This is a genomic window from Paenibacillus sp. JL3B1040, from assembly GCF_057063165.1.
Map to the genome: position 1 here is coordinate 4,758,534 of NZ_CM169317.1, position 19,893 is coordinate 4,778,426.

At 55.2% G+C, this 19,893-nt stretch carries 20 protein-coding genes; 9 read left to right on the top strand and 11 right to left on the bottom strand.

Going from position 1 to position 19,893, the window contains the following annotated elements:
- Positions 1 to 18 precede the first annotated feature (18 nt).
- Positions 19 to 717: a DUF2225 domain-containing protein gene (locus tag ACZF99_RS21770; RefSeq protein WP_483607056.1), complete on the bottom strand. Its 699-nt coding sequence runs from the start codon at positions 715 to 717 to the stop codon at positions 19 to 21.
- A gap of 50 nt (positions 718 to 767) precedes the next feature.
- Entirely contained in the window at positions 768 to 1,145 is a 378-nt protein-coding gene (locus ACZF99_RS21775) for a globin domain-containing protein (RefSeq protein ID WP_483612888.1), read from the bottom strand.
- Between the two features lie 393 nt (positions 1,146 to 1,538).
- Here ACZF99_RS21775 and ylbJ point away from each other — a divergent pair, with 393 nt between their 5' ends.
- From ylbJ to ACZF99_RS21790, 3 genes are all read left to right on the top strand, one after another.
- A complete protein-coding gene (gene ylbJ, locus ACZF99_RS21780; RefSeq protein WP_483607057.1) occupies positions 1,539 to 2,756 on the top strand; it encodes a sporulation integral membrane protein YlbJ in 1,218 nt (405 codons plus the stop codon).
- A gap of 107 nt (positions 2,757 to 2,863) precedes the next feature.
- Positions 2,864 to 3,667 (top strand): NAD kinase, encoded by an 804-nt coding sequence (locus tag ACZF99_RS21785; protein WP_483607058.1) that lies wholly within the window; start codon positions 2,864 to 2,866, stop codon positions 3,665 to 3,667.
- A gap of 58 nt (positions 3,668 to 3,725) precedes the next feature.
- A complete protein-coding gene (locus ACZF99_RS21790) occupies positions 3,726 to 5,222 on the top strand; it encodes a S41 family peptidase (protein ID WP_483607059.1) in 1,497 nt (498 codons plus the stop codon).
- A gap of 19 nt (positions 5,223 to 5,241) precedes the next feature.
- Here the strand turns inward: ACZF99_RS21790 and ACZF99_RS21795 are convergent, their stop codons facing one another.
- The gene (locus ACZF99_RS21795) at positions 5,242 to 5,595 is read right to left on the bottom strand and encodes a YutD family protein (RefSeq protein ID WP_483607060.1); all 354 of its coding nucleotides are present in this window, start codon (positions 5,593 to 5,595) and stop codon (positions 5,242 to 5,244) included.
- A 12-nt stretch (positions 5,596 to 5,607) separates the two neighbouring features.
- Positions 5,608 to 6,504 carry a lipoyl synthase gene (gene lipA, locus ACZF99_RS21800; RefSeq protein WP_483607061.1) on the bottom strand — a complete coding sequence of 299 codons (897 nt, stop codon included), beginning with the start codon at positions 6,502 to 6,504 and terminating at the stop codon, positions 5,608 to 5,610.
- A gap of 168 nt (positions 6,505 to 6,672) precedes the next feature.
- Between lipA and ACZF99_RS21805 the strand changes: the two genes are divergently transcribed.
- Positions 6,673 to 7,734: a M23 family metallopeptidase gene (locus ACZF99_RS21805; protein ID WP_483607063.1), complete on the top strand. Its 1,062-nt coding sequence runs from the start codon at positions 6,673 to 6,675 to the stop codon at positions 7,732 to 7,734.
- 10 nt (positions 7,735 to 7,744) lie between these two features.
- Here the strand turns inward: ACZF99_RS21805 and yunB are convergent, their stop codons facing one another.
- A complete protein-coding gene (gene yunB, locus ACZF99_RS21810; RefSeq protein WP_483607065.1) occupies positions 7,745 to 8,629 on the bottom strand; it encodes a sporulation protein YunB in 885 nt (294 codons plus the stop codon).
- 280 nt (positions 8,630 to 8,909) lie between these two features.
- Between yunB and ACZF99_RS21815 the strand changes: the two genes are divergently transcribed.
- Positions 8,910 to 9,266: a hypothetical protein gene (locus ACZF99_RS21815; protein WP_483607067.1), complete on the top strand. Its 357-nt coding sequence runs from the start codon at positions 8,910 to 8,912 to the stop codon at positions 9,264 to 9,266.
- Between the two features lie 70 nt (positions 9,267 to 9,336).
- On the opposite strand, the gene ACZF99_RS21820 is transcribed toward ACZF99_RS21815, so the two are convergent.
- Together ACZF99_RS21820 and ACZF99_RS21825 are read right to left on the bottom strand one after the other, a co-directional pair.
- Positions 9,337 to 10,158 carry a TrmH family RNA methyltransferase gene (locus ACZF99_RS21820; protein WP_483607068.1) on the bottom strand — a complete coding sequence of 274 codons (822 nt, stop codon included), beginning with the start codon at positions 10,156 to 10,158 and terminating at the stop codon, positions 9,337 to 9,339.
- 80 nt (positions 10,159 to 10,238) lie between these two features.
- Positions 10,239 to 10,913: a potassium channel family protein gene (locus ACZF99_RS21825; protein WP_483607070.1), complete on the bottom strand. Its 675-nt coding sequence runs from the start codon at positions 10,911 to 10,913 to the stop codon at positions 10,239 to 10,241.
- A gap of 384 nt (positions 10,914 to 11,297) precedes the next feature.
- On the opposite strand from ACZF99_RS21825, the gene sspI reads away from it, so the two are divergent.
- Complete coding sequence (sspI, locus tag ACZF99_RS21830) at positions 11,298 to 11,534, top strand: small acid-soluble spore protein SspI (RefSeq protein ID WP_483607072.1); 237 nt, start codon at positions 11,298 to 11,300, stop codon at positions 11,532 to 11,534.
- Between the two features lie 118 nt (positions 11,535 to 11,652).
- Here sspI and ACZF99_RS21835 read toward each other — a convergent pair whose 3' ends face one another.
- The 4 genes from ACZF99_RS21835 to ACZF99_RS21850 all read right to left on the bottom strand — a co-directional run bounded on the left by ACZF99_RS21835 (position 11,653) and on the right by ACZF99_RS21850 (position 16,089).
- Positions 11,653 to 13,236 carry a peptide chain release factor 3 gene (locus tag ACZF99_RS21835; protein ID WP_483607073.1) on the bottom strand — a complete coding sequence of 528 codons (1,584 nt, stop codon included), beginning with the start codon at positions 13,234 to 13,236 and terminating at the stop codon, positions 11,653 to 11,655.
- A gap of 163 nt (positions 13,237 to 13,399) precedes the next feature.
- Positions 13,400 to 14,950: a glucose-6-phosphate dehydrogenase gene (zwf, locus tag ACZF99_RS21840; RefSeq protein WP_483607074.1), complete on the bottom strand. Its 1,551-nt coding sequence runs from the start codon at positions 14,948 to 14,950 to the stop codon at positions 13,400 to 13,402.
- A gap of 162 nt (positions 14,951 to 15,112) precedes the next feature.
- Complete coding sequence (locus ACZF99_RS21845) at positions 15,113 to 15,238, bottom strand: hypothetical protein (protein WP_483607075.1); 126 nt, start codon at positions 15,236 to 15,238, stop codon at positions 15,113 to 15,115.
- A 38-nt stretch (positions 15,239 to 15,276) separates the two neighbouring features.
- Entirely contained in the window at positions 15,277 to 16,089 is an 813-nt protein-coding gene (locus ACZF99_RS21850; protein ID WP_483607076.1) for a hypothetical protein, read from the bottom strand.
- A 66-nt stretch (positions 16,090 to 16,155) separates the two neighbouring features.
- Between ACZF99_RS21850 and ACZF99_RS21855 the strand changes: the two genes are divergently transcribed.
- The 3 genes from ACZF99_RS21855 to ACZF99_RS21865 are packed head-to-tail and all read left to right on the top strand — an operon-like array spanning position 16,156 to position 19,876.
- Complete coding sequence (locus ACZF99_RS21855) at positions 16,156 to 17,247, top strand: endospore germination permease (RefSeq protein ID WP_483607077.1); 1,092 nt, start codon at positions 16,156 to 16,158, stop codon at positions 17,245 to 17,247.
- Positions 17,244 to 18,734, top strand: a complete 1,491-nt coding sequence (locus ACZF99_RS21860) for a spore germination protein (protein WP_483607078.1) — start codon at positions 17,244 to 17,246, stop codon at positions 18,732 to 18,734. The genes ACZF99_RS21855 and ACZF99_RS21860 overlap by 4 nt, the downstream gene beginning before the upstream one ends.
- Positions 18,731 to 19,876: a Ger(x)C family spore germination protein gene (locus ACZF99_RS21865; RefSeq protein WP_483607079.1), complete on the top strand. Its 1,146-nt coding sequence runs from the start codon at positions 18,731 to 18,733 to the stop codon at positions 19,874 to 19,876. The genes ACZF99_RS21860 and ACZF99_RS21865 overlap by 4 nt, the downstream gene beginning before the upstream one ends.
- Positions 19,877 to 19,893: the final 17 nt, after the last annotated feature.

Genomic DNA, 19,893 nt, shown 5'->3' on the forward strand with positions numbered 1-19,893 from the left:
AAGCGGTCGCTTGTCCGTTCAGCCGCGCATCTCCTCCGGCAGCTCATGTCCGCCGCTTAGCATCTCTTCACGCAACAGCGCCCACTGCTCACGGGAAGCCCGAATCATCGCCGCGTCCACGATCCGCTTATCGTTGATGACGCGCCCAAACCATTTGACCGCATCGTTGTATTTCCCGACCCGCCGGTGCAACTCGCCGATCAAGTACATCAGGCGGGCATCGTTGCCGCTGACGGCTTCATTTTCGTAAACGCGGATATACGCCTCCAATGAATGCTCCAGAAAACGCTTCTCCTGTTCGGCATTGTTTTTGTACCGATACAGCCAAGCGATGTGATGCAGCAAGCTGGCGATGATCCGGTCCGTCTCCCCGATGGTCTGGGCACAAATCAGCCCAAGCTTGTAAGTTTCCATAGCTTCTTCCCAGTCGCGATGACCGCCGTAGCTCTTCTGGTTGAATCGACTGCCGATCGCCTCCTGGAATCGAGCTTTCTGCCGGTCGGTCAAGCGGGCCACGGAGTTCTCCGTCGAAGCAAAGCCGCAGGAAGGGCATACCCGCACCACGTAATAATCCGGATTATCCTTCTGATAATACCGGCAAAAGTCCGTGTCCGTGCGCACGGCCCGCTTAAAACTGGGGCGCACGCGCGAGGTCGAAAATTCATTTTGGCAATGGATGCAAGTGACTTTGATCTGATACAGGGGTTCAAGTTCCAAATCGTTCTACTTCCTTTCAAAAGTCCACCCGGCGGATCGTCCCGGATTCGTCAAGGGGTGTTCACAAAATGGAAAGCCGGACCGGACAAACGCTCCAGCACGACTCCCCGCAGCGACTCTTCAACGCCAATCTCCTCCAGTGCGGCGCTCATGCAGGCCAGCCAGGCATGTGCGCGTTCCGTCGTTACCGGAAACGGCAGGTGCCGGGCACGCATCATCGGATGGCCAACGGCCTCGGAATAGAGGGGCGGACCACCGAAAAACTGTGACAAAAACATGAATTGCTTCTCCATCACCGGGGTGATGTCTTCCGGGAACAAAGGGCCGAGCAACGGGTCGCGCTGAACCCTGGGATAGAAGGCCTCCACCAGTCGCCGGATCGCCCCTTCGCCGCCAAGGTTATCGTATAGGCTTAAGCTTGGATTCAATCGGTTCACCGCCTCCGTTTTCCTTCATTATAACAAAAAAAAATAAAAGCTCCTACCGGAGCTTCTACGTTATGCAGGTCTCGAATCTCAGTAGCTGCGCCAATCCTCTTCGCCGGAATGGACGAGAGAGGCGCGGATCACATAAACAAAAGCACAGACGAGAACTCCTGCGACAATGCTCATGAACATCCCTCCATCCACAAAATTGGGCTGCTGCACCGTGTATGATAGGATCGCAGCTGGTTCTAAAGATCCATATTGGTCTTCAAGAATCATTTTAGCATAGAAGCTCAAAAATATCAGCCCTTATTGAAACCGCTTCCTTCATTTTTTTGTGCTGTTTGTCCCAGTCAAATCATAAACTTCACTATGATTAAATATGGAGGCGTACCCATGGTGAAACGCATAACGGCTTTTTTGTTCCTCTCTGCCGCGCTTATGCTGGCCGTACTGATGATCGGCTACCCGGAAGCTTCCTGGCAGGCCGGAATCCGCGGTTTGGCCATTTGGTGGGACGTGCTGTTCCCGTCCTTGTTTCCGTTCTTCGTTATTTCCGAGGTGCTGCTTGGCTTTGGTATCGTCCATTTTCTCGGCAAGCTGCTCGACCCGCTGATGAGACCGTTGTTTCGTATCCCGGGCAGCGGCGGATTTGTGCTCGCCATGGGTTTTGCCTCCGGCTACCCCGTAAGTGCCAAGCTCGCCACCCAGTTGCGCGAGCAGCGCCTCGTTTCCCGAGTCGAGGGAGAACGTCTCGTCTCTTTCACCACGTCGTCCGACCCAATCTTTCTGATCGGGGCGGTCTCGGTCGGTTTCTTCGGCAATCCCAAGCTGGCTGGCGCGCTCGCCTTATCCCATTACGGGGGGGCATTGCTGATCGGCCTGATCATGCGATTCTATCGTCCTGACCGCAAGGAAGCGGCCGCCCCCGCAGCGAAAGGCGAACCCGGGCGCTTCAGCCTGAAGCTGGCGCTGCGGGCGATGCATGAGGCCCGGATTCAGGACGGGCGCAGCCTTGGCGAGCTGCTGCGGCAAGCGGTAGCCTCTTCCCTCCAACTCATGACCGTCGTCGGCGGCCTGGTCGTGTTTTTCTCCGTCATCCTCGAAGTACTCACTGCCGCGGGCTTCATGAGTTCGCTTTATGCCGGGTTCCGCCATCTGTTGCCGCTCTTGGGGTTGCCGAGCCCGTTGGCGGAGCCGCTGATGGGCGGGCTGTTCGAAGTCACTTTGGGCGCCAAAGCGGCGGCGGCCCCGCAGGGCATTCCGCTGATGTTCATGGCGGCGACGGCGGCATTTATTCTCTCTTGGGGCGGCTTATCGGTGCATGCACAGGTTGCCAGCATTTTAAACAGCTCGGACCTGCGTTATTTCCCGTTCCTGTTGGCGCGTTTTCTTCACGCCGTATTATCCGCCGGGCTGCTGCTGCTCATCTGGAACCCGCTCATGGGATCCGCTCCGGCGTGGGGAATCGCTTCGCCCGAGCTTGGACATCCTCGGGCCCATTACGGTTGGCAAGCCGTTCCGGAGGCATTCCGGTTCTTTCTGATGACGATGACCGCCCTGCTTAGTTTGTCATTCCTGATCGGATTCATTCGCCGCCGGCACCGAAAATGAAACGTTGTGTTCTGCTGGCGAATTGATTATGATCTTTACAAAAGGATATTCAAGCGCGTGTTCAAAAACGTTTTTTTGAACAGCCTCTCTAAAAGGAGCTCGTCAACTTGAGATACTATGTACTGGACCGTGGGGATCAACTATCCGTCGAATTGAGCCAAACCTTCCATAAGCTCGCCGCGCAGCAAGGGCTTGAATTGGATGCAAAATCCCCGGATATCGTCGTCTCCATCGGCGGAGACGGCACGATGCTTCATGCCTTCCATACCTTTATCGATCAAATTCCTTCCATCGCTTTTGTCGGAATCCACACCGGCCATTTGGGCTTTTACGCCGACTGGAAAGCCGACGAAATCCCCGATCTGGTGCAAATGATGAGCGGGCATGCGGACCCCGGATTGCTTAGGCCGCGCATCGTCCGTTATCCCTTGATCGAGCTGGAGATTCAGAAGAGGTCGGGCGTTTCCTCTCACATTTGCTTGAACGAGTTCACGCTGAAGGGCGTCGACGGCACCGTCGTGGCCCAAGTGGATATCAACGACCAGATGTTTGAAATGTTCCGCGGGGACGGCATATGCGTATCCACCCCGTCAGGCAGCACCGCTTACAACAAAAGCCTGGGGGGAGCGATGATCCATCCGACGATCGAAGCGTTGCAGATCACGGAAATTGCCTCGATCAATAATCGGGTATTCCGGACGCTTGGTTCTCCGCTGGTGCTGCCCAAGCACCATCACTGCGATATCTATTCGCGCAAGGAACAGAATTTGCTGCTGACGATTGATCATGTGAACCTGCCGATGGACGATTTGATCTCCGTCCGCTGTCAGGTGTCCGAACGGAAGATCAGCTTTGTCCGCTATCGGCCGTTTCCGTTCTGGAGCCGGGTGCGCAATGCGTTCCTGGACTAACCGGGCGGGCAAGACAAGCTCTTCGAATTTCGAAAATCATGCAAAGGAAGAACTGAATATGATTCTAACTTCATTCCGCAAGTATGCTTTAATTCCGATGTTGTCCCTAACGCTGCTCGGCTTGCCGCAAGCGGCAGAAGCGGCGGGAACGCCGGCCGGAACTGCCGGCACCGCCGAGGCCGGAACGATCATTCCGCTGGACTCGACGGAAACTTCCGCCGACCTCCAAACGCTCCAGGAAGTATTGGATTATTTGGAAACCTATAACATCGAAGGCGTGGAGCGCCAGGAATTCCTCGACAATGCGATCCGGGGTATGGTTTATTCGCTGGACGACCCCTATAGCGATTACTTCACCAAAGAGGAGCTTCAAAGTTTCGAGGACGGCCTCAATCAGGAATTTGTCGGCATTGGGGTTACGCTTCGCTTCTACAACGACAAGCTATACGTCACCGATGTGCTGCCCAACTCCCCCGCATCCAAAGCGGGACTTCAAGCGGGCGATATCATTACCAAGGTCGACGGGCAGCCGGTGACCCACAGCGAAGATGTGGCGCGAATTCAAGGTGAAGAGAACAGCCAGGTCAAAATTACGGTTAGCCGGAGCGGACAAGCCTTGGTTTATCCAATCACCCGGGCCCACTTCTCGTTGCCTTCGGTCACCGGGTCGGTCATTCCTGCGAGTAAGGTCGGCTACATTGCCATCTCCTCCTTCTCCGATACGGCGGACGAGGAATTCGCGGAAAAACTGGCCGCCCTACGGCAGGAAGGAATCGGTGCGCTGGTATTGGACCTGCGCGACAACTTGGGCGGTTACGTCGAGTCGGCGGTCAATATCGCCAAACATTTCATGAAGGATGGCGTACTGATGTACATTTCCGGCCAAGGCGATGAACTGGAGTCTGTAGAGATCACGGGCGGCAAAGACATCGGAATGCCGGTGGTGGTGTTGACCAACGGACTCACCGCCAGCGCTTCGGAAATATTGACGGGGGCGCTGCGGGACAACGGGATCGCCAAGGTCGTCGGCGCGCAAACTTACGGCAAAGCTCGCATCCAGAACGTCTTCCCCTTGTCCAATGGCAGCTCCCTGAAGCTGACCGTTCAAGCTTATCTGACGCCGAACATGCTGGATTTTAACCACATCGGCCTGAAACCGGACATCGAAGTGAACAACAATGCCGCGGCACAGTTGATTACCGGGATGTATGAAGCCGGAGTACGACACATAAGCGTAAGAGGGGGACCGGCTTCGTTAAGCATTAACGGCGCTGCTTTCCCGGGTTATATCGATGTCATTCAAAGCGGCAATCAAGTGTACGCTCCATCCCGCTTGTTGGCGGCGCTGGTTCAAGGCACGCCGTCCTGGACCTCAAGCAACGGGAAATTGACTATCACGGACCGCCTCGGGAAGCAAACCGGCTTCACGTTGGCCGCCAAAACGGCCAAGATGGTCGATGGCGAATCCTATCTTGAGCTGCACGAATTCCAAAAGAAATACCCGAAACTGACATGGAGCTATAAACAAGGCATTCTGAACTTATCCCTAAAATAAACACACAAACGGCCTCCGATTATTCGGGGGCCGTTTCCGTTTCATGCGACTGCGCGACTTTTCCGCTTCCGGCATCCTTGTCCTTATGATTGTCCTTCACCTTCTGGAGAACGAAATAGGCACAGCCGAAATTGCAGTATTCATTGATATAATCCGTGATGCCGGAATAAGCGGTATCCCGGTTCGCTTTGGGATGATTATCCCGCAAAAAGCCTTTGAGCCGGAGCTTCTCGTAACCCCAATCGCCGATAATGTAATCATAACGATCAAGTACTTCGCTGTACCGTTGTTTAAAAGCTTCGGGATTCCAAGCGTCCCGATAATTTTGAATCAGTTCATAGGTTCTGCCGCCGATTTGAATCAAAGGATCCATCCTCCTTATGCTTTACGACGAAGTGGGCACGCCTGCATGCTTCTTGGCCGAGTTGACCTGTTCATGGGCGTGGTACGAGCTGCGTACGAGCGGACCGGATTCCACGTGGCTGAATCCCCGCTTCATGCCTTCTTCCTTTAACTCCGCAAACTGCTCGGGCTTGTAATACTTCTCTACGCGCAGATGCTGCGGAGAAGGCTGAAGATATTGACCGATTGTCAAAATATCGCAATCCACGGCCCGCAGATCCTCCATCGCCTGCAAAATCTCCTCCCATTCCTCTCCGACGCCAAGCATGATGCTGGACTTCGTCGGAATCTCCGGCTTCATCGCTTTTGCCCGCCGGAGCAGCTCCAGGGACCGGCGATACTTCGCTTTCGCCCGGACGCGGTCGGATAACCGTTCCACCGTTTCGATGTTATGGTTCAGAATATCCGGCTTCGCCTCCATGACGATGCGAAGCGCTTCTTCGTCCCCCTGGAAGTCCGGGATAAGCACCTCTACGCTGCATAGAGGCAAGCGTTCGCGGATCGCCTTTATGGTTCCGGCGAAAATGCCAGCCCCGCCGTCCTTTAGGTCGTCCCTGGCCACGCTAGTCACGACGCAGTGACGCAAATTCATCTGCTCCGCCGCTTCGGCTACGCGCTGCGGCTCCTGCAGGTCAAGCTCGGTCGGCAGACCGGTATTTACCGCGCAGAAGCGGCAGGCTCGCGTGCAAATATCGCCTAAAATCATAAACGTCGCGGTGCGGTTCGCCCAGCACTCGTATATATTCGGACAACGCGCTTCTTCACACACGGTATGTAAAGTTTTGGAGCGCATCATTTGCTTGATGTCTTGGTAATTGTCTCCTGTCGTCAGCTTGATACGAATCCAATCCGGTTTCGGTTCCTGGATTTGTTTTGCCAAAGCGCAAGACCTTCCTTCTTGTGATTTAAACCGTAGCGCCATTTATTATATCATGAAACCGCTGGAAAAACCTACTTCGCCAAATGGAATAAAAACACATCGTTTGCCTCAATCTAAGAGAGGTCACGAATCGCGTGCAAAAAAAAAGGCGAAGGAGGAATACTTGCCTTGAGGTCTTATTGGTTTGCCCGCGGCAAAGCGGTTGGGTGTGTCGTCAGCGCGGCGCTTATCGCCTCATTATGGCCGGGACTCGGGTTTGGCTCCGCGGATGCCGAAGCCCAGGGAACTCCCGCGGCGGAGGCGGTTTCCGGCGTGTACGAACAGCGGCGCATATTATACGAGGAAATGGGGTTGCTGACAAAAGTTCCTTGGTATTGGCTGGCCGCCGTCGATCAATACGAACGGACAATCACGCCGCGCAAGGAACAAAGGCAGCAGGAGCAGCAGCTCACCGGCTTCCGCTTCAAGGAAGCGTTTTGGAGTGGTCCGCTAAACCCCGATCCCGAGGACCGAAATCCGGCCACGATCGAATTGTTCGGCGGCAGCGGGAAAGACGCCACATCCGATGGGGCGGCCGATCCTAAAAACGATCGGGACGCCTTGTACACCATGGCTTCTTATTTAACCGGCTTCGGCTATAAGGAAGAGGACTTCCGCATCGCGCTGTGGCGATACTACCAAAACGATTCCGCTGTAGAGCGGATCCGCCAATTCGCGAAAATGTACAATCACTGGGGTCGTCTGGATTTGTCCGACAGCGTTTTTCCGTTGCCTTTACGCAGCACCTATACCTATCGCGATACCTGGGGAGACCGGCGCGGCTGGGGCGGTCGACGCATCCACGAGGGAACCGACCTGTTCGCCCCGATGGGCGTAACCGTTCGCAGCGTATGCTACGGCGTGGTGGAAACGAAAGGATGGAACCCCTACGGAGGATGGCGAATCGGCATCCGGGATATCAACAATCGATACCACTACTATGCGCACCTGCAAGGTTATGAGAAAGGCATTGAAGTCGGCCATTTCGTCGAACCGGGACAAACGATCGGATGGGTCGGCAGCAGCGGTTACGGCCCGCCAGGCACGTCGGGGAAATTTCCGCCGCACCTGCATTACGGGATCTACCGGGATACCGGAAGCACGGAGTGGGCGTTTGATCCATACCCGCTGCTAAAGAAATGGGAGCAAGCCGAACGCTCCAAAAAAAACAAAAGGGCGCCCAGAAGATGACCGGCGCCCTTTAATGTTGTCCCCCTGCACCGGATTCCGTATCGAGCGGCTCCTTCGAGCCCACGTTTCCTCCTCCTGCATTTCCCTCGATTTCGCCCGCCCCCGGCCCCTCGGCTCCGTTCGGGATGACCGTATCTTCCTTGTTGGTGTTCGGTGTTTCGGCCGTGCCGTGCCCGCCCGGCAGCACCGGGAGCGCAATGTTCGGCGCATCGGCCCCGCCCTCGCCGACCGGATTGCCTTTACTGTCATAATAGTACATGGGCACATCCCCAACGACAAGCAGGTATGAGACCGGAATTTCCGTCTCCACCGCCTGCGACTCCATGTTAAAGGGGACGACCACGGCCAGTTCCGTTTTTACCCGGAGGAACACTTCCACAAGGATCATGTTAATGCCGGCGTCCTGGCGACGGGTATTCAAGTCGACCTTCACATCGCCTTTCGGCTCGATCTTGATCGGGATGCTTGGGCCGAAGGAAGCCAGGATCGGACTGCCGAGCGCCTGCCCCAACGGGATGGATTCCGATAGCCGAGCCACTTCGTCCAGCGTATGCCGAACCGTTTGAATCGTCTCGGACGTCACCTTCATATGGGCGGAGTAATTCAGCATAAACCCGGTGATTTTTCCGTTATCGTCCGTTTTCCAATCGATCAGTTGCCCCACCTGCTGTTGATTCGCCACCTGGGCGGAAATTGCGTCGTTGATCGATTCCGTGGCGATCTGCTTGACCCGGATCTGAGCCAAGTGAATGATCGGCCCCGTCATCCGGCTTTCCACATACTGAACAAATTGAAACAACCCGAAGATGGCGATGATCACGACGGCAATCCAGATTTTCCGCCTGCGCTTTGGCCGTCTTGTCCGGCTCCGCCATCCGCGTCGTCGTATCCGCATGTTGCACCCCCTCTGCAGCGGGAAACTTCTTTCCGGAAGATATTCGAAACTCGATGAACCACTACTCTAAAAGCTATGCGGGACAGGGGCAAAAAAGAAGGACGCGCGGATGGTAACGGAAGATTGTACGATTTATCACTTGATTTTTCATAATCGTTTGCTTATAGTACTTTAGTATCACTTTTTTAGTTGGGAAGTGCTCCGATTCAGACTTAAAAGCGCTCATGATTCGTGTTATAATATTCATTATTATGTATAAATATACAAGGGGATCTTCATCATGACCAGCTCGAAAACACTGTACCAAGTCACCTTGGAATTAAGAAAAGATCAGCTTTATTCCGAGATTACGCCGTGGAGATTGCTCGTTGAAACCAAGCGTTACTACGAGATAAAACGGATCAACGGATCGGTCAAACGGCTGTATAAGGAGAAGCTGAACACGGCCATTCAGGAGACAAAGCACTATGCCGACGGTCTGCTGGCGATGTCCGCGTTTTGCCGGGAGGAGCATATCGAGGATACTCATACATACCTCATCGAACAATTGGACTCGAAAATCAACCACTATCTGCAGGACTTGGAATTGAACAAAAAAGCGCTGCATTCGAACCTAACCCTCAAAGGCTACTCCTAGATAAAACCCCGAAACCAGTCGATCCGGCTTCGGGGTTTTACGTTTCGCTTATGAAGGAGATAGAAGCCTATTATTGGGGGAATGGACCGGAATTCTGGGTCGACGAAAAATACCGCTGCCGCATCGCTTCGTACAACAGCACCGAGGCCGCCATCGCCACGTTCAGCGATTCGGCCTTGCCGCGCATCGGAATCAGCAGGCCGTCGTCCATCAGCGCGCGGACTTCCGGGCTGAGGCCGCTGCCTTCGCTGCCGAACAGCAGCCACACCGGCTGCGTGAAGTCGTAGGCGAAGCAGTTCGCCGCCGCCTGCAAGCTCGTGCCGGCCAGCCGGATGCCCCGCTGCTTCGCCTGCGGCAGCACCTCCGCCAGGTCGCCGTGCACGACCGGCAGATGGAACAGCGAGCCCATCGTGGCGCGCAGCACCTTGGGCCCGTAGATGTCGGCGCAGCCGGCGCCGACGATCACCCCATCCGCACCGACCGCGTCGGCGCTGCGGATGATCGTGCCAACGTTGCCGGGATCCTGCACGCCGTCCAGCACCACCACCAGGCTCCGCTCCCGGTCCAGGAGCGGAGCGATCGGCCCGCGGTCCTTGCGCACGACCGCGAACACCGGCTGCGGCGTCTTCGTATCGCTGCATTTGGCAATCACGGCGGCGGACACGCCGATCCACTCGGCGTCCAATCCCGCGGACACCGCTGACTGCAGCTCGGCGGGAATGCCGCCGACGGTGTCGTAGCAGACGCATTCCACATCGGCCCGCGCCTGCAGCGCCTCCTGCACCAGATGAAGGCCTTCGATCAAATATTTGCCCTGTTTGTCCCGGTTTTTCTTCTCAAGCAGCCCGGCCCATTCTTTGACGCGGGAGTTCTGCGGAGACCTAATTTCCATACCTGCTTCATCCTTAATCAGCTAGTCATCATGATTTACAAAAGCCGACGGGTTCGAGCGAACGTACCGGACGGTTTGCCTTAAGACTCCGCGTAGGCCAGCTCCAACTTCGTCAAATCGCCTTTCTCGCCGACGATAACGAGCACGTCCTCTTCCGTCAGCCGATCCGTTGCCGCCGGCGAAATATTCATTTTGCTGCCCCGTTTGATCGCCATGACGTTGCAGCCGAACCTCGCACGGATATCCAGCTCGATAAGGTTCTTGCCGACCATCTGCGAGCTGACGCGCATCTCCACGATACTGTACTCCTCGGACAGTTCGATATAATCCAATATGTTCGGGGAGGTCAGATGATGCGCCACCCTCAGTCCCATATCGCGTTCCGGAAAAATGACCTTATCGGCCCCGATTTTCTGCAAAACCTTGCCGTGCAGTTCGTTTTGGGCCTTGACCACAATGAGCGGGCCGCCCATGTCCTTCAGGATCAGCGTCGTTAAAATACTGGCCTGGATATCCTCCCCGATAGCCACGACGACGACGTCAAAATTGCGAATTCCCAGCGCGCGCAGCGCCTCTTCATCGGTGGAGTCCGCGGAAACGGCATGCGTGACCAGGTTCGCCACGGCTTGCGTATGATGCTCGTCCGTATCGATAGCCAGTACGTCAAACCCCATGCTGCTGAGTGAAGTTGCCACGCTTAATCCAAATCGGCCCATGCCAATCACGGCAAACTGTTTTTTGGCTGTATTTGCCATGTTCTCACCACCCATAACATAATCCATCCGAATTAGTATACCACAATCCCGCTAACGAGTTGACTCGCTTGGGGAAATCCCTCATGCGCAGTTGTCCCTGCACGGCTGCTGCTTTGTACCATTATCCCTTTCGTTAAGGGTGGGGCAAGAGGGGCGGCCGGGATGTGGAGCAAACCAGAATCAAGTTCAGCGAAACAGACCATTCAGGGAAAACAACATGCAGGTTAGTGAAACGGATCTGATCAAACGGGATAATCGTGCAAAGCGTCCGGACAGCAGGGGGTTTACCTGGGATCACCAGAAACAGCGAATGCTTGTATGTTCCCCGAACCGATCGGGCAAATTAACACCGGGCAAGTCATATATTTCAAGGAGGGAAAAGGCATGCCATCGATTACACTCGATTTGCGTCAAGCGATAATGCACAAAATCCACGGCCAGGACGAACAGGGGCTGCGGGAGATGATCGAAGGCTCGATCGATGCCCAGGAAACGGCGTTGCCGGGCCTTGGCGTCGTCTTCGAAACGATCTGGAAGCATATCGATGCGTCCGAACAAAACGAACTCCTGTCCGTGCTTAAAGAGCAGGTGGATCATACCAGCCTCAAGCCTTTGAAATAATTCTGCCCTGAAAAAACAAGCGAGCCTTCTGCCCGTCGCCAGACGGACGGAGGGCTCGCTAAAATCAATATTTCGCGCCGCTTGAAACCGCCGCCCGTTCCCTCAACCGACGAACGAATTAAGGCGCCGTCTCCAAAAACTTGGCGTCCGGATTTTTCTCCATCGCCGTCCGCATCGCGTATTCGTTCTCGAACAACGCGACGTAGTTGCCTTTCTTATCCTTCACCAACGTCGAATTGATCCGGAACTTGGAAGGATCGATCTTGTCGCCCACAATCCAGCGCGCGAACTGGAACGGCATCCGCTGCAGTTGCACATCCACGCCGTATTCGCCTTTCATCCGGTACTCGAACACCTCGAACTGGAGCTGTCCGACCACGCCCAGCAGCGTATCCTCGAAGCCAACCGTCGTGAACACCTGGATCGTACCTTCCTCGGTCAACTGATCGATGCCTTTCTGATATTGCTTATGTTTGAGTGCGTTCTTCACCGTCACCTTGGCGAAAATCTCCGGCGAGAACGTCGGCAGCTCGTCGAATACAATTTCGCTGCCTTGGCTCAGCGAGTCGCCGATCCGGAAAATCCCCGGGTCAAACAGCCCGATGATGTCGCCCGGATACGCCTCGCTGACGATATCGCGGTCCTGGGCCAGGAATTGCTGCGGCTGGGACAACTTGATTTCCTTGCCCGCACGCACATGCTTGACGGACATGCCGCGTTCGAACTTGCCGGACACGATGCGCAGGAAAGCGATCCGGTCGCGGTGGGCCGGGTTCATGTTCGCCTGGATTTTGAACACATATCCCGAGAACTTCTCGTTCGTCGGTTCGATCATGCCCTGCGTGCTGCGGCGCGGCTCCGGCTTGGGCGCCAGCTGCAGGAAGTTCTCCAGAAACGTCTGCACGCCGAAGTTGTTGACCGCACTGCCGAAAAAGACCGGCGTCAGTTCTCCGCGGCGCACCTTCTCCAAATCAAACGGATCGCCCGCGACGTCCAGCAGCTCCAAATCCTGGCACAGCTGATCGTGGAGGTAGTCGCCCGCCATTTCGCGAATGACCGGATCATGGTAATCCTCCACTTTTTTCACCTGAATCGCCTGATGATCGTCGCCTTGGAACAGCTCGACCTGGTTCTTCATCCGGTCGTAAACGCCGGACAGCTCGCGGCCCATACCGATCGGCCAGTTCATCGGGACCGAGCGGATGCCCAGCACCTGCTCGATTTCCTCCATCAACTCAAACGGATTCCGGCCTTCCCGGTCCAGCTTGTTAATGAAGGTGAAGATCGGAATGCCCCGTTTCGCGCACACCTGGAACAGCTTAATCGTCTGCGCCTCGACGCCTTTGGCCACGTCGATCAGCATGACAGCGCTGTCCGCCGCGGTCAACGTGCGGTAGGTATCCTCCGAGAAATCCTGGTGGCCCGGCGTATCCAGAATGTTCACCCGATGGCCGTTATAATCAAACTGCATGACGGAAGAAGTGACGGAAATCCCCCGTTGCTTCTCAATTTCCATCCAATCACTCGTCGCGTGTTTGCTTGCTTTGCGCGCCTTGACCGAACCGGCGAGGCGAATCGCGCCGCCGAACAGCAGCAGTTTTTCGGTCAGCGTCGTTTTCCCGGCGTCCGGGTGGGAAATGATCGCAAACGTGCGCCGTTTGTCCACTTCCTGCTGCAGCACTTGGTCCAATGCTTTGCTCATGCTCACTTTCCTCTCGTTCTCACAAATTCACGTTCTCTATTGTAACATATTTTGTCCCTCTGTTAAGCAAAAACACCTTACGCCCTTGCCGGGACATGAAGGTGTTTCCAGCCATCCTTATTCTATTCGTCCGCCGCCTTTGCGGGTGACAGCGTGATCCGAATTAATTCTGTTTGATCCAAATGACATTGTCTTCCTCCTGCCCGTTCACCGGCCACCAATGGAAGCCATCCTTCGCGAGCAGCTCATCGGCTTCTTTCGGTCCCCAGGAGCCGGCAGGGTAAGTGCTGATGTCGGACGGATTCTGCGCCCAAGCGGCGGCGATCCGGTCGACGAAGGCCCAAGCCGTCGCCACTTCGTCCCAACGGGTGAAATACGTCGAATCCCCCTGCGCCGCATCATGAATCAGGCGTTCGTATGCCTCCGGCGAGTTGATACCTACCAGGCAGCTTTGGCAGAATTCCATCGCCAACGGTTCGATTTGCGATTCCGACCCCGGCTTCTTGGCATTGATCTTGATGTAGATGCCTTCCATCGGATTTACGCGGATCACCAGCAGATTCGGCTCCAGCGTGTGCTTTTGACCGAGGTAGACGTTCGTCGGCATCTGCTTGAATTCGACGACGACCTCCGTCGTTTTGACGGGAAGTCTCTTGCCGGTGCGAATATAAAACGGCACGCCGGCCCAGCGGAAGTTGTCCACAAAGACTTTGGCCGCAAAATACGTTTCCGTATTGGAATTCGGATCAACCTTATCCTCTTGGCGATAGCCCGGGAACTTCTTGCCCTGCGCTTCCCCTTCGGTGTATTGCCCGCGCACCACGTGTTCCTTGACTTCCTGAGCCGATTCATAAGGCCGCAGCGAGCGCAGCACCTTCACCTTCTCATCGCGGATGTCCTCGGGAAACAAGCGGCTAGGCGGCTCCATGGCGATCATCGTGAGCATTTGCAGCATATGGTTTTGTCCCATGTCGCGCAGCGCGCCGGCGTGATCGTAATACCCGCCGCGTTCTTCCACGCCGACCGTTTCGCTCAGCGTAATTTGCACATTGGCGATATGCTTGTTGTTCCACAGGGGTTCAAAAAAAGCATTCGCAAACCGAATCACCTCGATGTTCTGCACCATTTCTTTGCCGAGATAGTGGTCGATCCGGTAGATTTCCTCTTCCTTGAACACCTGGCTCAATTCTTCGTTGAGCTTCTGGGCCGACTGCAGGTCGTAGCCGAACGGCTTCTCGATCACCAGCCGGTGCCAGCCTTCGCTGCTCAACATGCCGCCTTTCCGCAGGTTGAAGGACACGCTGCCGAACAACTCCGGCGCCAACGCCAAATAAAACAGGCGGTTTCCGGGAATGCCGAAGCGCGTCTCCACGGATTCGGTCAACTCTCTGAGTTCGCGGTAACCGTCAACGTTGTTGATGTCCAGCGATTTATAGGAGAAATGATCGGCAAACCGCGCCCATTGCTCCTTATCGCCGATTTTGTAACGGCAGAATTCCTCGATGGAACGATACAGATCGTCCTTGAATTCCTCGTCCGAGCGCGGACGCCGGGCGACGCCAACCACGGCGAAATCCTCGGCCAATTTCCCTTCGCGATATAAGGAATAGATGGCCGGGAAGAGCTTGCGGCGCGCCAAGTCACCGGTGGCTCCAAAAATGAAAAATACCGCCCCTGGGGGCCGAACCGTTTCCTGAGTTAGATTTTCAGCCATGGCTCCTCATTCTTTCTATGTAAGATGGGTGAATTTAATCTCGATTCCCGATCAAGGGCATGTCTTTACATGGCATCACGGGATGTGATGCCATTTTAGCATATTCGCCTTGCGGATGCCATCATATAAATTTCAGAAAATAATCGATTTTCAGAAAATTAATTAAACTTTTTCCGAATTGGTGATTTGCAGCACGCGAAACCTCCCGCGTTCGCCGTACAGCTCGTCCGTTTCATAGACCGTGATTTCCGAATAGCGGCTTCGTGGATACAGCAGCAGATGGCGCACTCTCCTCATCCCTCCTTGACTGTTCCCGAATTCTCGGCTCAAAATTCTACGCTCAACAGCGGCGTCCCGATCGTGATCTCGTCCATTCCGGTGCCGCTGTTGCGGTGAACGGCCACTTGCAGCGCCACGCGATGGACGCCGCTTTGAACCGCAATCGGCAAAGCGTCGACCGAATAGGTGCGGCTCGCCGTTCGCCCATCCGCAAACTCTTCCGCCTGCTTCAGCTTGAGTTTAGGCAAATGATTGATCTTGGCTTCCAGTTCGGCAAGCGTGGCGGCAAGCATCGACACCCCGGAATCCGCCTGGCTTCCGGCCGCGATCGCAGGCCAGGCCATGCCCTGTATCGCGGCGTTCCAATCGATCCGTACGCCTTCGTCCGCCAGCGATTCGCCCGCCGTTCGCTGGGCTTCCTGCAGACGCTCCAATGTCGCCTTGTCGCCGCCTGCCGCCTCCATTCGAAGCATCGCATAGTGCTGGCCTTCATCCAGGGTCGTAAGCTCCAACTCGGCGGGAAATCCCCCAATGAACCCCTGGATCTCGTAAACCGTGCGGCCCTGGACGGTCCCTGCCTCCGGAACGGGCAGGCCCAAACGGCTGGCCAATGCGCCGGCGGCTTCCTCCGCGGAAAGCAGCGAGCTCCATTCGCCCTGCCATTTCAGCGTCAGGCGGAACGGATCCGGCGTCACGGCTTGGCCTATCGAGTACAAGCCGGCCAGTTGCCGCTCCGCCGCCTCGAGCGGGCCGGGGGCGGCCGCTTCCCGCCCGGTTTCCTTGAATCGCTGCAAGCCGACCAGCAGCATCGCGCAAATGAGGATCAACAAACCGACTTTCCATAACTTGCGGTTTTGCATGCGACAAGTCTCCTTTGCAAATAATAAACATATCATCGAGCCAGAAGATTAAGACGGGAGAAATTTATGATCCGCTCGCCAAAACCTACGAAATTGCAGGCCATCATGACCCTGATGCTCACCATCGGCATCACGAACCATGTCTTTATCATACCCGCACTGCTGCAAATCGCCAAACGGGATGCCTGGATTTCCGTGCTCTTTGCCGGTGTGCCCTTTGCGGTCGTGGTGGGCCTGATTCTTTTCGCTTCGTCTCGGATCGGAACCGAGCCCCTACCCGAATGGATTCGCGAACGGTTCGGCCGATTTCCTGCTTTTTTGTTTCGCTGCGTCGTGACGGCGTTCTTTTTCGTAACGGCGTGGTCCAGCTTATTCGACACCGTGATGTGGATGAAGGTGACCTTCCTGCCATCTACCCCGGTCTTGGCTACCTCGTTGATTTTGATGCTTTTATGCCTGATCGGAGCCTTAAAAGGGATGAGAACGATCGCCGTCACTTCGGGCATTCTGCTGCCGCTGGTCGTGCTGCTCGGCATTTATGTCGCCCTCGTCAACGTGGAATACAAAGATTACAGCCTGCTGTTCCCCCTTTTCGAACAGGGATGGAATCCGGCATTGAAAGGCATGTTGTACGCTTGTTCCGGTTTGTTCGAATTGTATTTCATCTTGTTTCTTCATCCCTACCTGGAAGCGCCGTTGAACCGAAAACAATTGATCGTGTTCGCGTGCATTCTCTTAGGTTTGACCCTTGGCCCTTTGACCGGCGCTATCATAGAATTCAACCCGTTCGAGGCCGCCGTCCAGCGTTACCCGGCCTACGAGGAATGGAGAATCGCCGGGTTCGGCAAATACATAACGCAAACCGACTTTTTCTCGATCTACCAATGGTTGTCCGGCAGTTGTATCCGCATCTCCTTTGCCTTGATCGTCATCGCCGACATGTGGAAGAGACCGGCGACACGCTGGAGAACTTCCTTGCTCTCCGTCCTTGCCGTCATTCTAGTACCGCTAGGCTGCTATGCCTTAACCGACGTCGAGTTCCAGCATCTGATGGTTCGATACGTTTTTCCGGCGAACGCCTGCTTCATCTTGGGCCTGACGCTCTTGATCGCAATCGCCGCCTTGTTTCGATCTCGCAAGAAAGGACGAACCGCATGAATGCCAGCGACCGGCCTCACAGCCAAAAGGAACGCCCTATCGATATCCCGTTCCTCAACCAATATTTTCAGCACTCGGCCGATGTCAAGATTCGCCAGTTCGACGCGGGCGGGGAGCACAGCCACCCGATTACCTTAATCTACTGCGAACCCATGACCGATATGAAACAGTTAAACGAATACGTCCTTCCCCGTCTGGCCGACCTGTTTCGGGAACAGGTTGACCCTGGAATCGAGGCGATCGAACGCAATCGTTTTTTGCCGCTGAATCCGATCAAGGAGCCGGACTTGCTGCATCATCTTTCGCTTCTGGTCTACTCCGGCAAGCTGGCGATTTATTTTGAAGAGCGGGAGGCCTTTTTCAGTTTCGATATCTCCAGTCCCCCGGGCCGCTCTCCGGAAGAAGCCAATACGGAAGCTGCGGTCAAGGGATCCCGAGACGGATTTACCGAGAACTTGACGACCAATATCGGTTTGATTCGAAAACGGCTGCGAACCCCTTCGCTCTGCGTGGAGGAGATCATCAAGGGAACGCGGGGCGAATCGCGAATTGCGCTGTTCTACATTCAAGACGTCATCAGTCCGGAAATTCTCGAGGAAGCGCGAAAACGGCTGAACGGGATCGATACGGACGCCATCATCGGCACCTCGTTTATCGAATCCGTCGTGACCGGTTCGAAAACCAGGTCCATCTTTCCGCTGACCGATTATTCGGGAAGACCGGACTATGTTACCGATGCCCTGCTGGCCGGCCGATTCGCCGTACTGGTGGACGGGAACCCGATCGCGATCATCGCTCCCGTTACGCTCATGAATCTCCTGATTTCTCCGGAGGATGCCAACACCCCGTTTTATATCGTATCGTTGCAAAAGGTGCTGAGGATTGTTGGATTGACCATCGGATTATTTCTGCCGGGCTTTTATGTAGCGCTGACCAGCTTCAATCTGGAGCAAATTCCCGTTCCTCTGCTGGCGACTATCAGCAATTCGCGGCACGGCTTGCCTTTTCCGGTCCCGTTCGAGGCCGTCATCATGCTGTTTCTGTTCGAGATTTTCAACGAGGCGGGCAGACGCTTGCCGCAAGCCATCGGGCAAACGATTACGGTGGTAGGCGGGTTGATTATCGGAGATGCCGCAATTCGCGCCGGGATCACGTCCCCGACGATTATCGTAGCCGTGGCGATCGCGATCGTTGCAAGTTCAACCCTGGAAAATCAAACGTTAAGCGGTACGGCAGCCCATCTCCGGCTCGGCATTGTACTGCTGTCCTCCTTCTTCGGAATGTTCGGGTTTTTGATCAGCTTAATCGGATTAGTCCTCTATCTCTCCTCATTGGAGTCCTATGGCGTGCCTTATTTGTCCCCGTACTCCCCGTTCGTTAAGAGAGATTTTGCCGAAAGCGTGTTCAAGAAACCGTCGGACTCGATCAAGAAGCGGCCTCGCATCCTACATCCGCACGACAAAACCGCAAGGAGGGACAAACCTTGAGAGCAGTACCGGCTATCCTGTTGCTCATCCTGATGTTGACGGGATGTTGGGACATCAAAGAAGTGCAGCATAGCAATTTCATCACCGCGCTGGGGGTCGATTATGCGGAAGGGCGCTATATCATTTACGCCCAGCTTCTGGACTTTGCGGAAATTGCCAAACAGGAAGGAAAGGTCGAGACGGGCAAAGGAAAAATATGGATCGGTAAAGGCGAAGGCAAGACGATCGACGAGGCGTTGAGTTCTCTCTACCCCGCATCGGAGCAGCAAACGCTTTGGACGCATGTTCGGGCGATCGTCTTTTCCAAAGCGCTGCTCGACAAGCATTTGCCCGAATCCATCAACAGCTTGATTCAAACCCGCGATCTTCGGTACACGCCTTGGGTATTCGGCACCGACAAGGAGATCCCCGACATTTTTTCAAGCATCTCTCTCTTGAATGAATCGACACTTAATTCGGAGTTGCTCGATCCTGAGGAAGTGTTCAAGCAATATTCCTTCGTCCGGCCCATCCGGGTCATAGAACTGATGAACGGCGTGAAGGAACCGGCCGTTACGAAGATTCTGCCCTTAATCAGTTGGACCGATGAGGTTTGGAAAGGGGAAGGCAAACCCGTCCCTCAAGTGAAGCTCGTCGCTGCTTACGCTATCGCGCAAGGCCAAAACCGCGGACTTCTCGATCCAACGATGCTTCAGGGAGCAAGGTATGTCGCTTTCAAAAATGTGGGCCAATATCCGTTGGCCATGACCATGGAGGGCGGATCGCCGATGACGCTGATCATAAGCCATTGCGATCCGCACATTCGGATCGGCGCCGGAGTCGATAACCTTAGGGTTCGTATCCGGGTTGGCGTCAAAGCTTATATCACCGAGTCGGGCATGACGGGCAAAGTCACGGCCGCCACCATTAAAGCGTTGGCCGAAAAGAAAATCGAACAGGACATCAGACGTGCCTTTACGGCGGCAAAGGCCAAAAATATCGACCTCTACAATTTGGAGGAGAAGTTGTACCGCTATGATCAGGCACGCTGGAAACAGCTCCGTTCCCGCGGCAAGCCGCTGATTTCCCTGATGGAATTGGATCAAGTCACGCCGGTGGTAACCATCGTCCACTCCTCCTCCTATAAATTGCTGGACCCATAGAAAAACGGTTTGCCGGA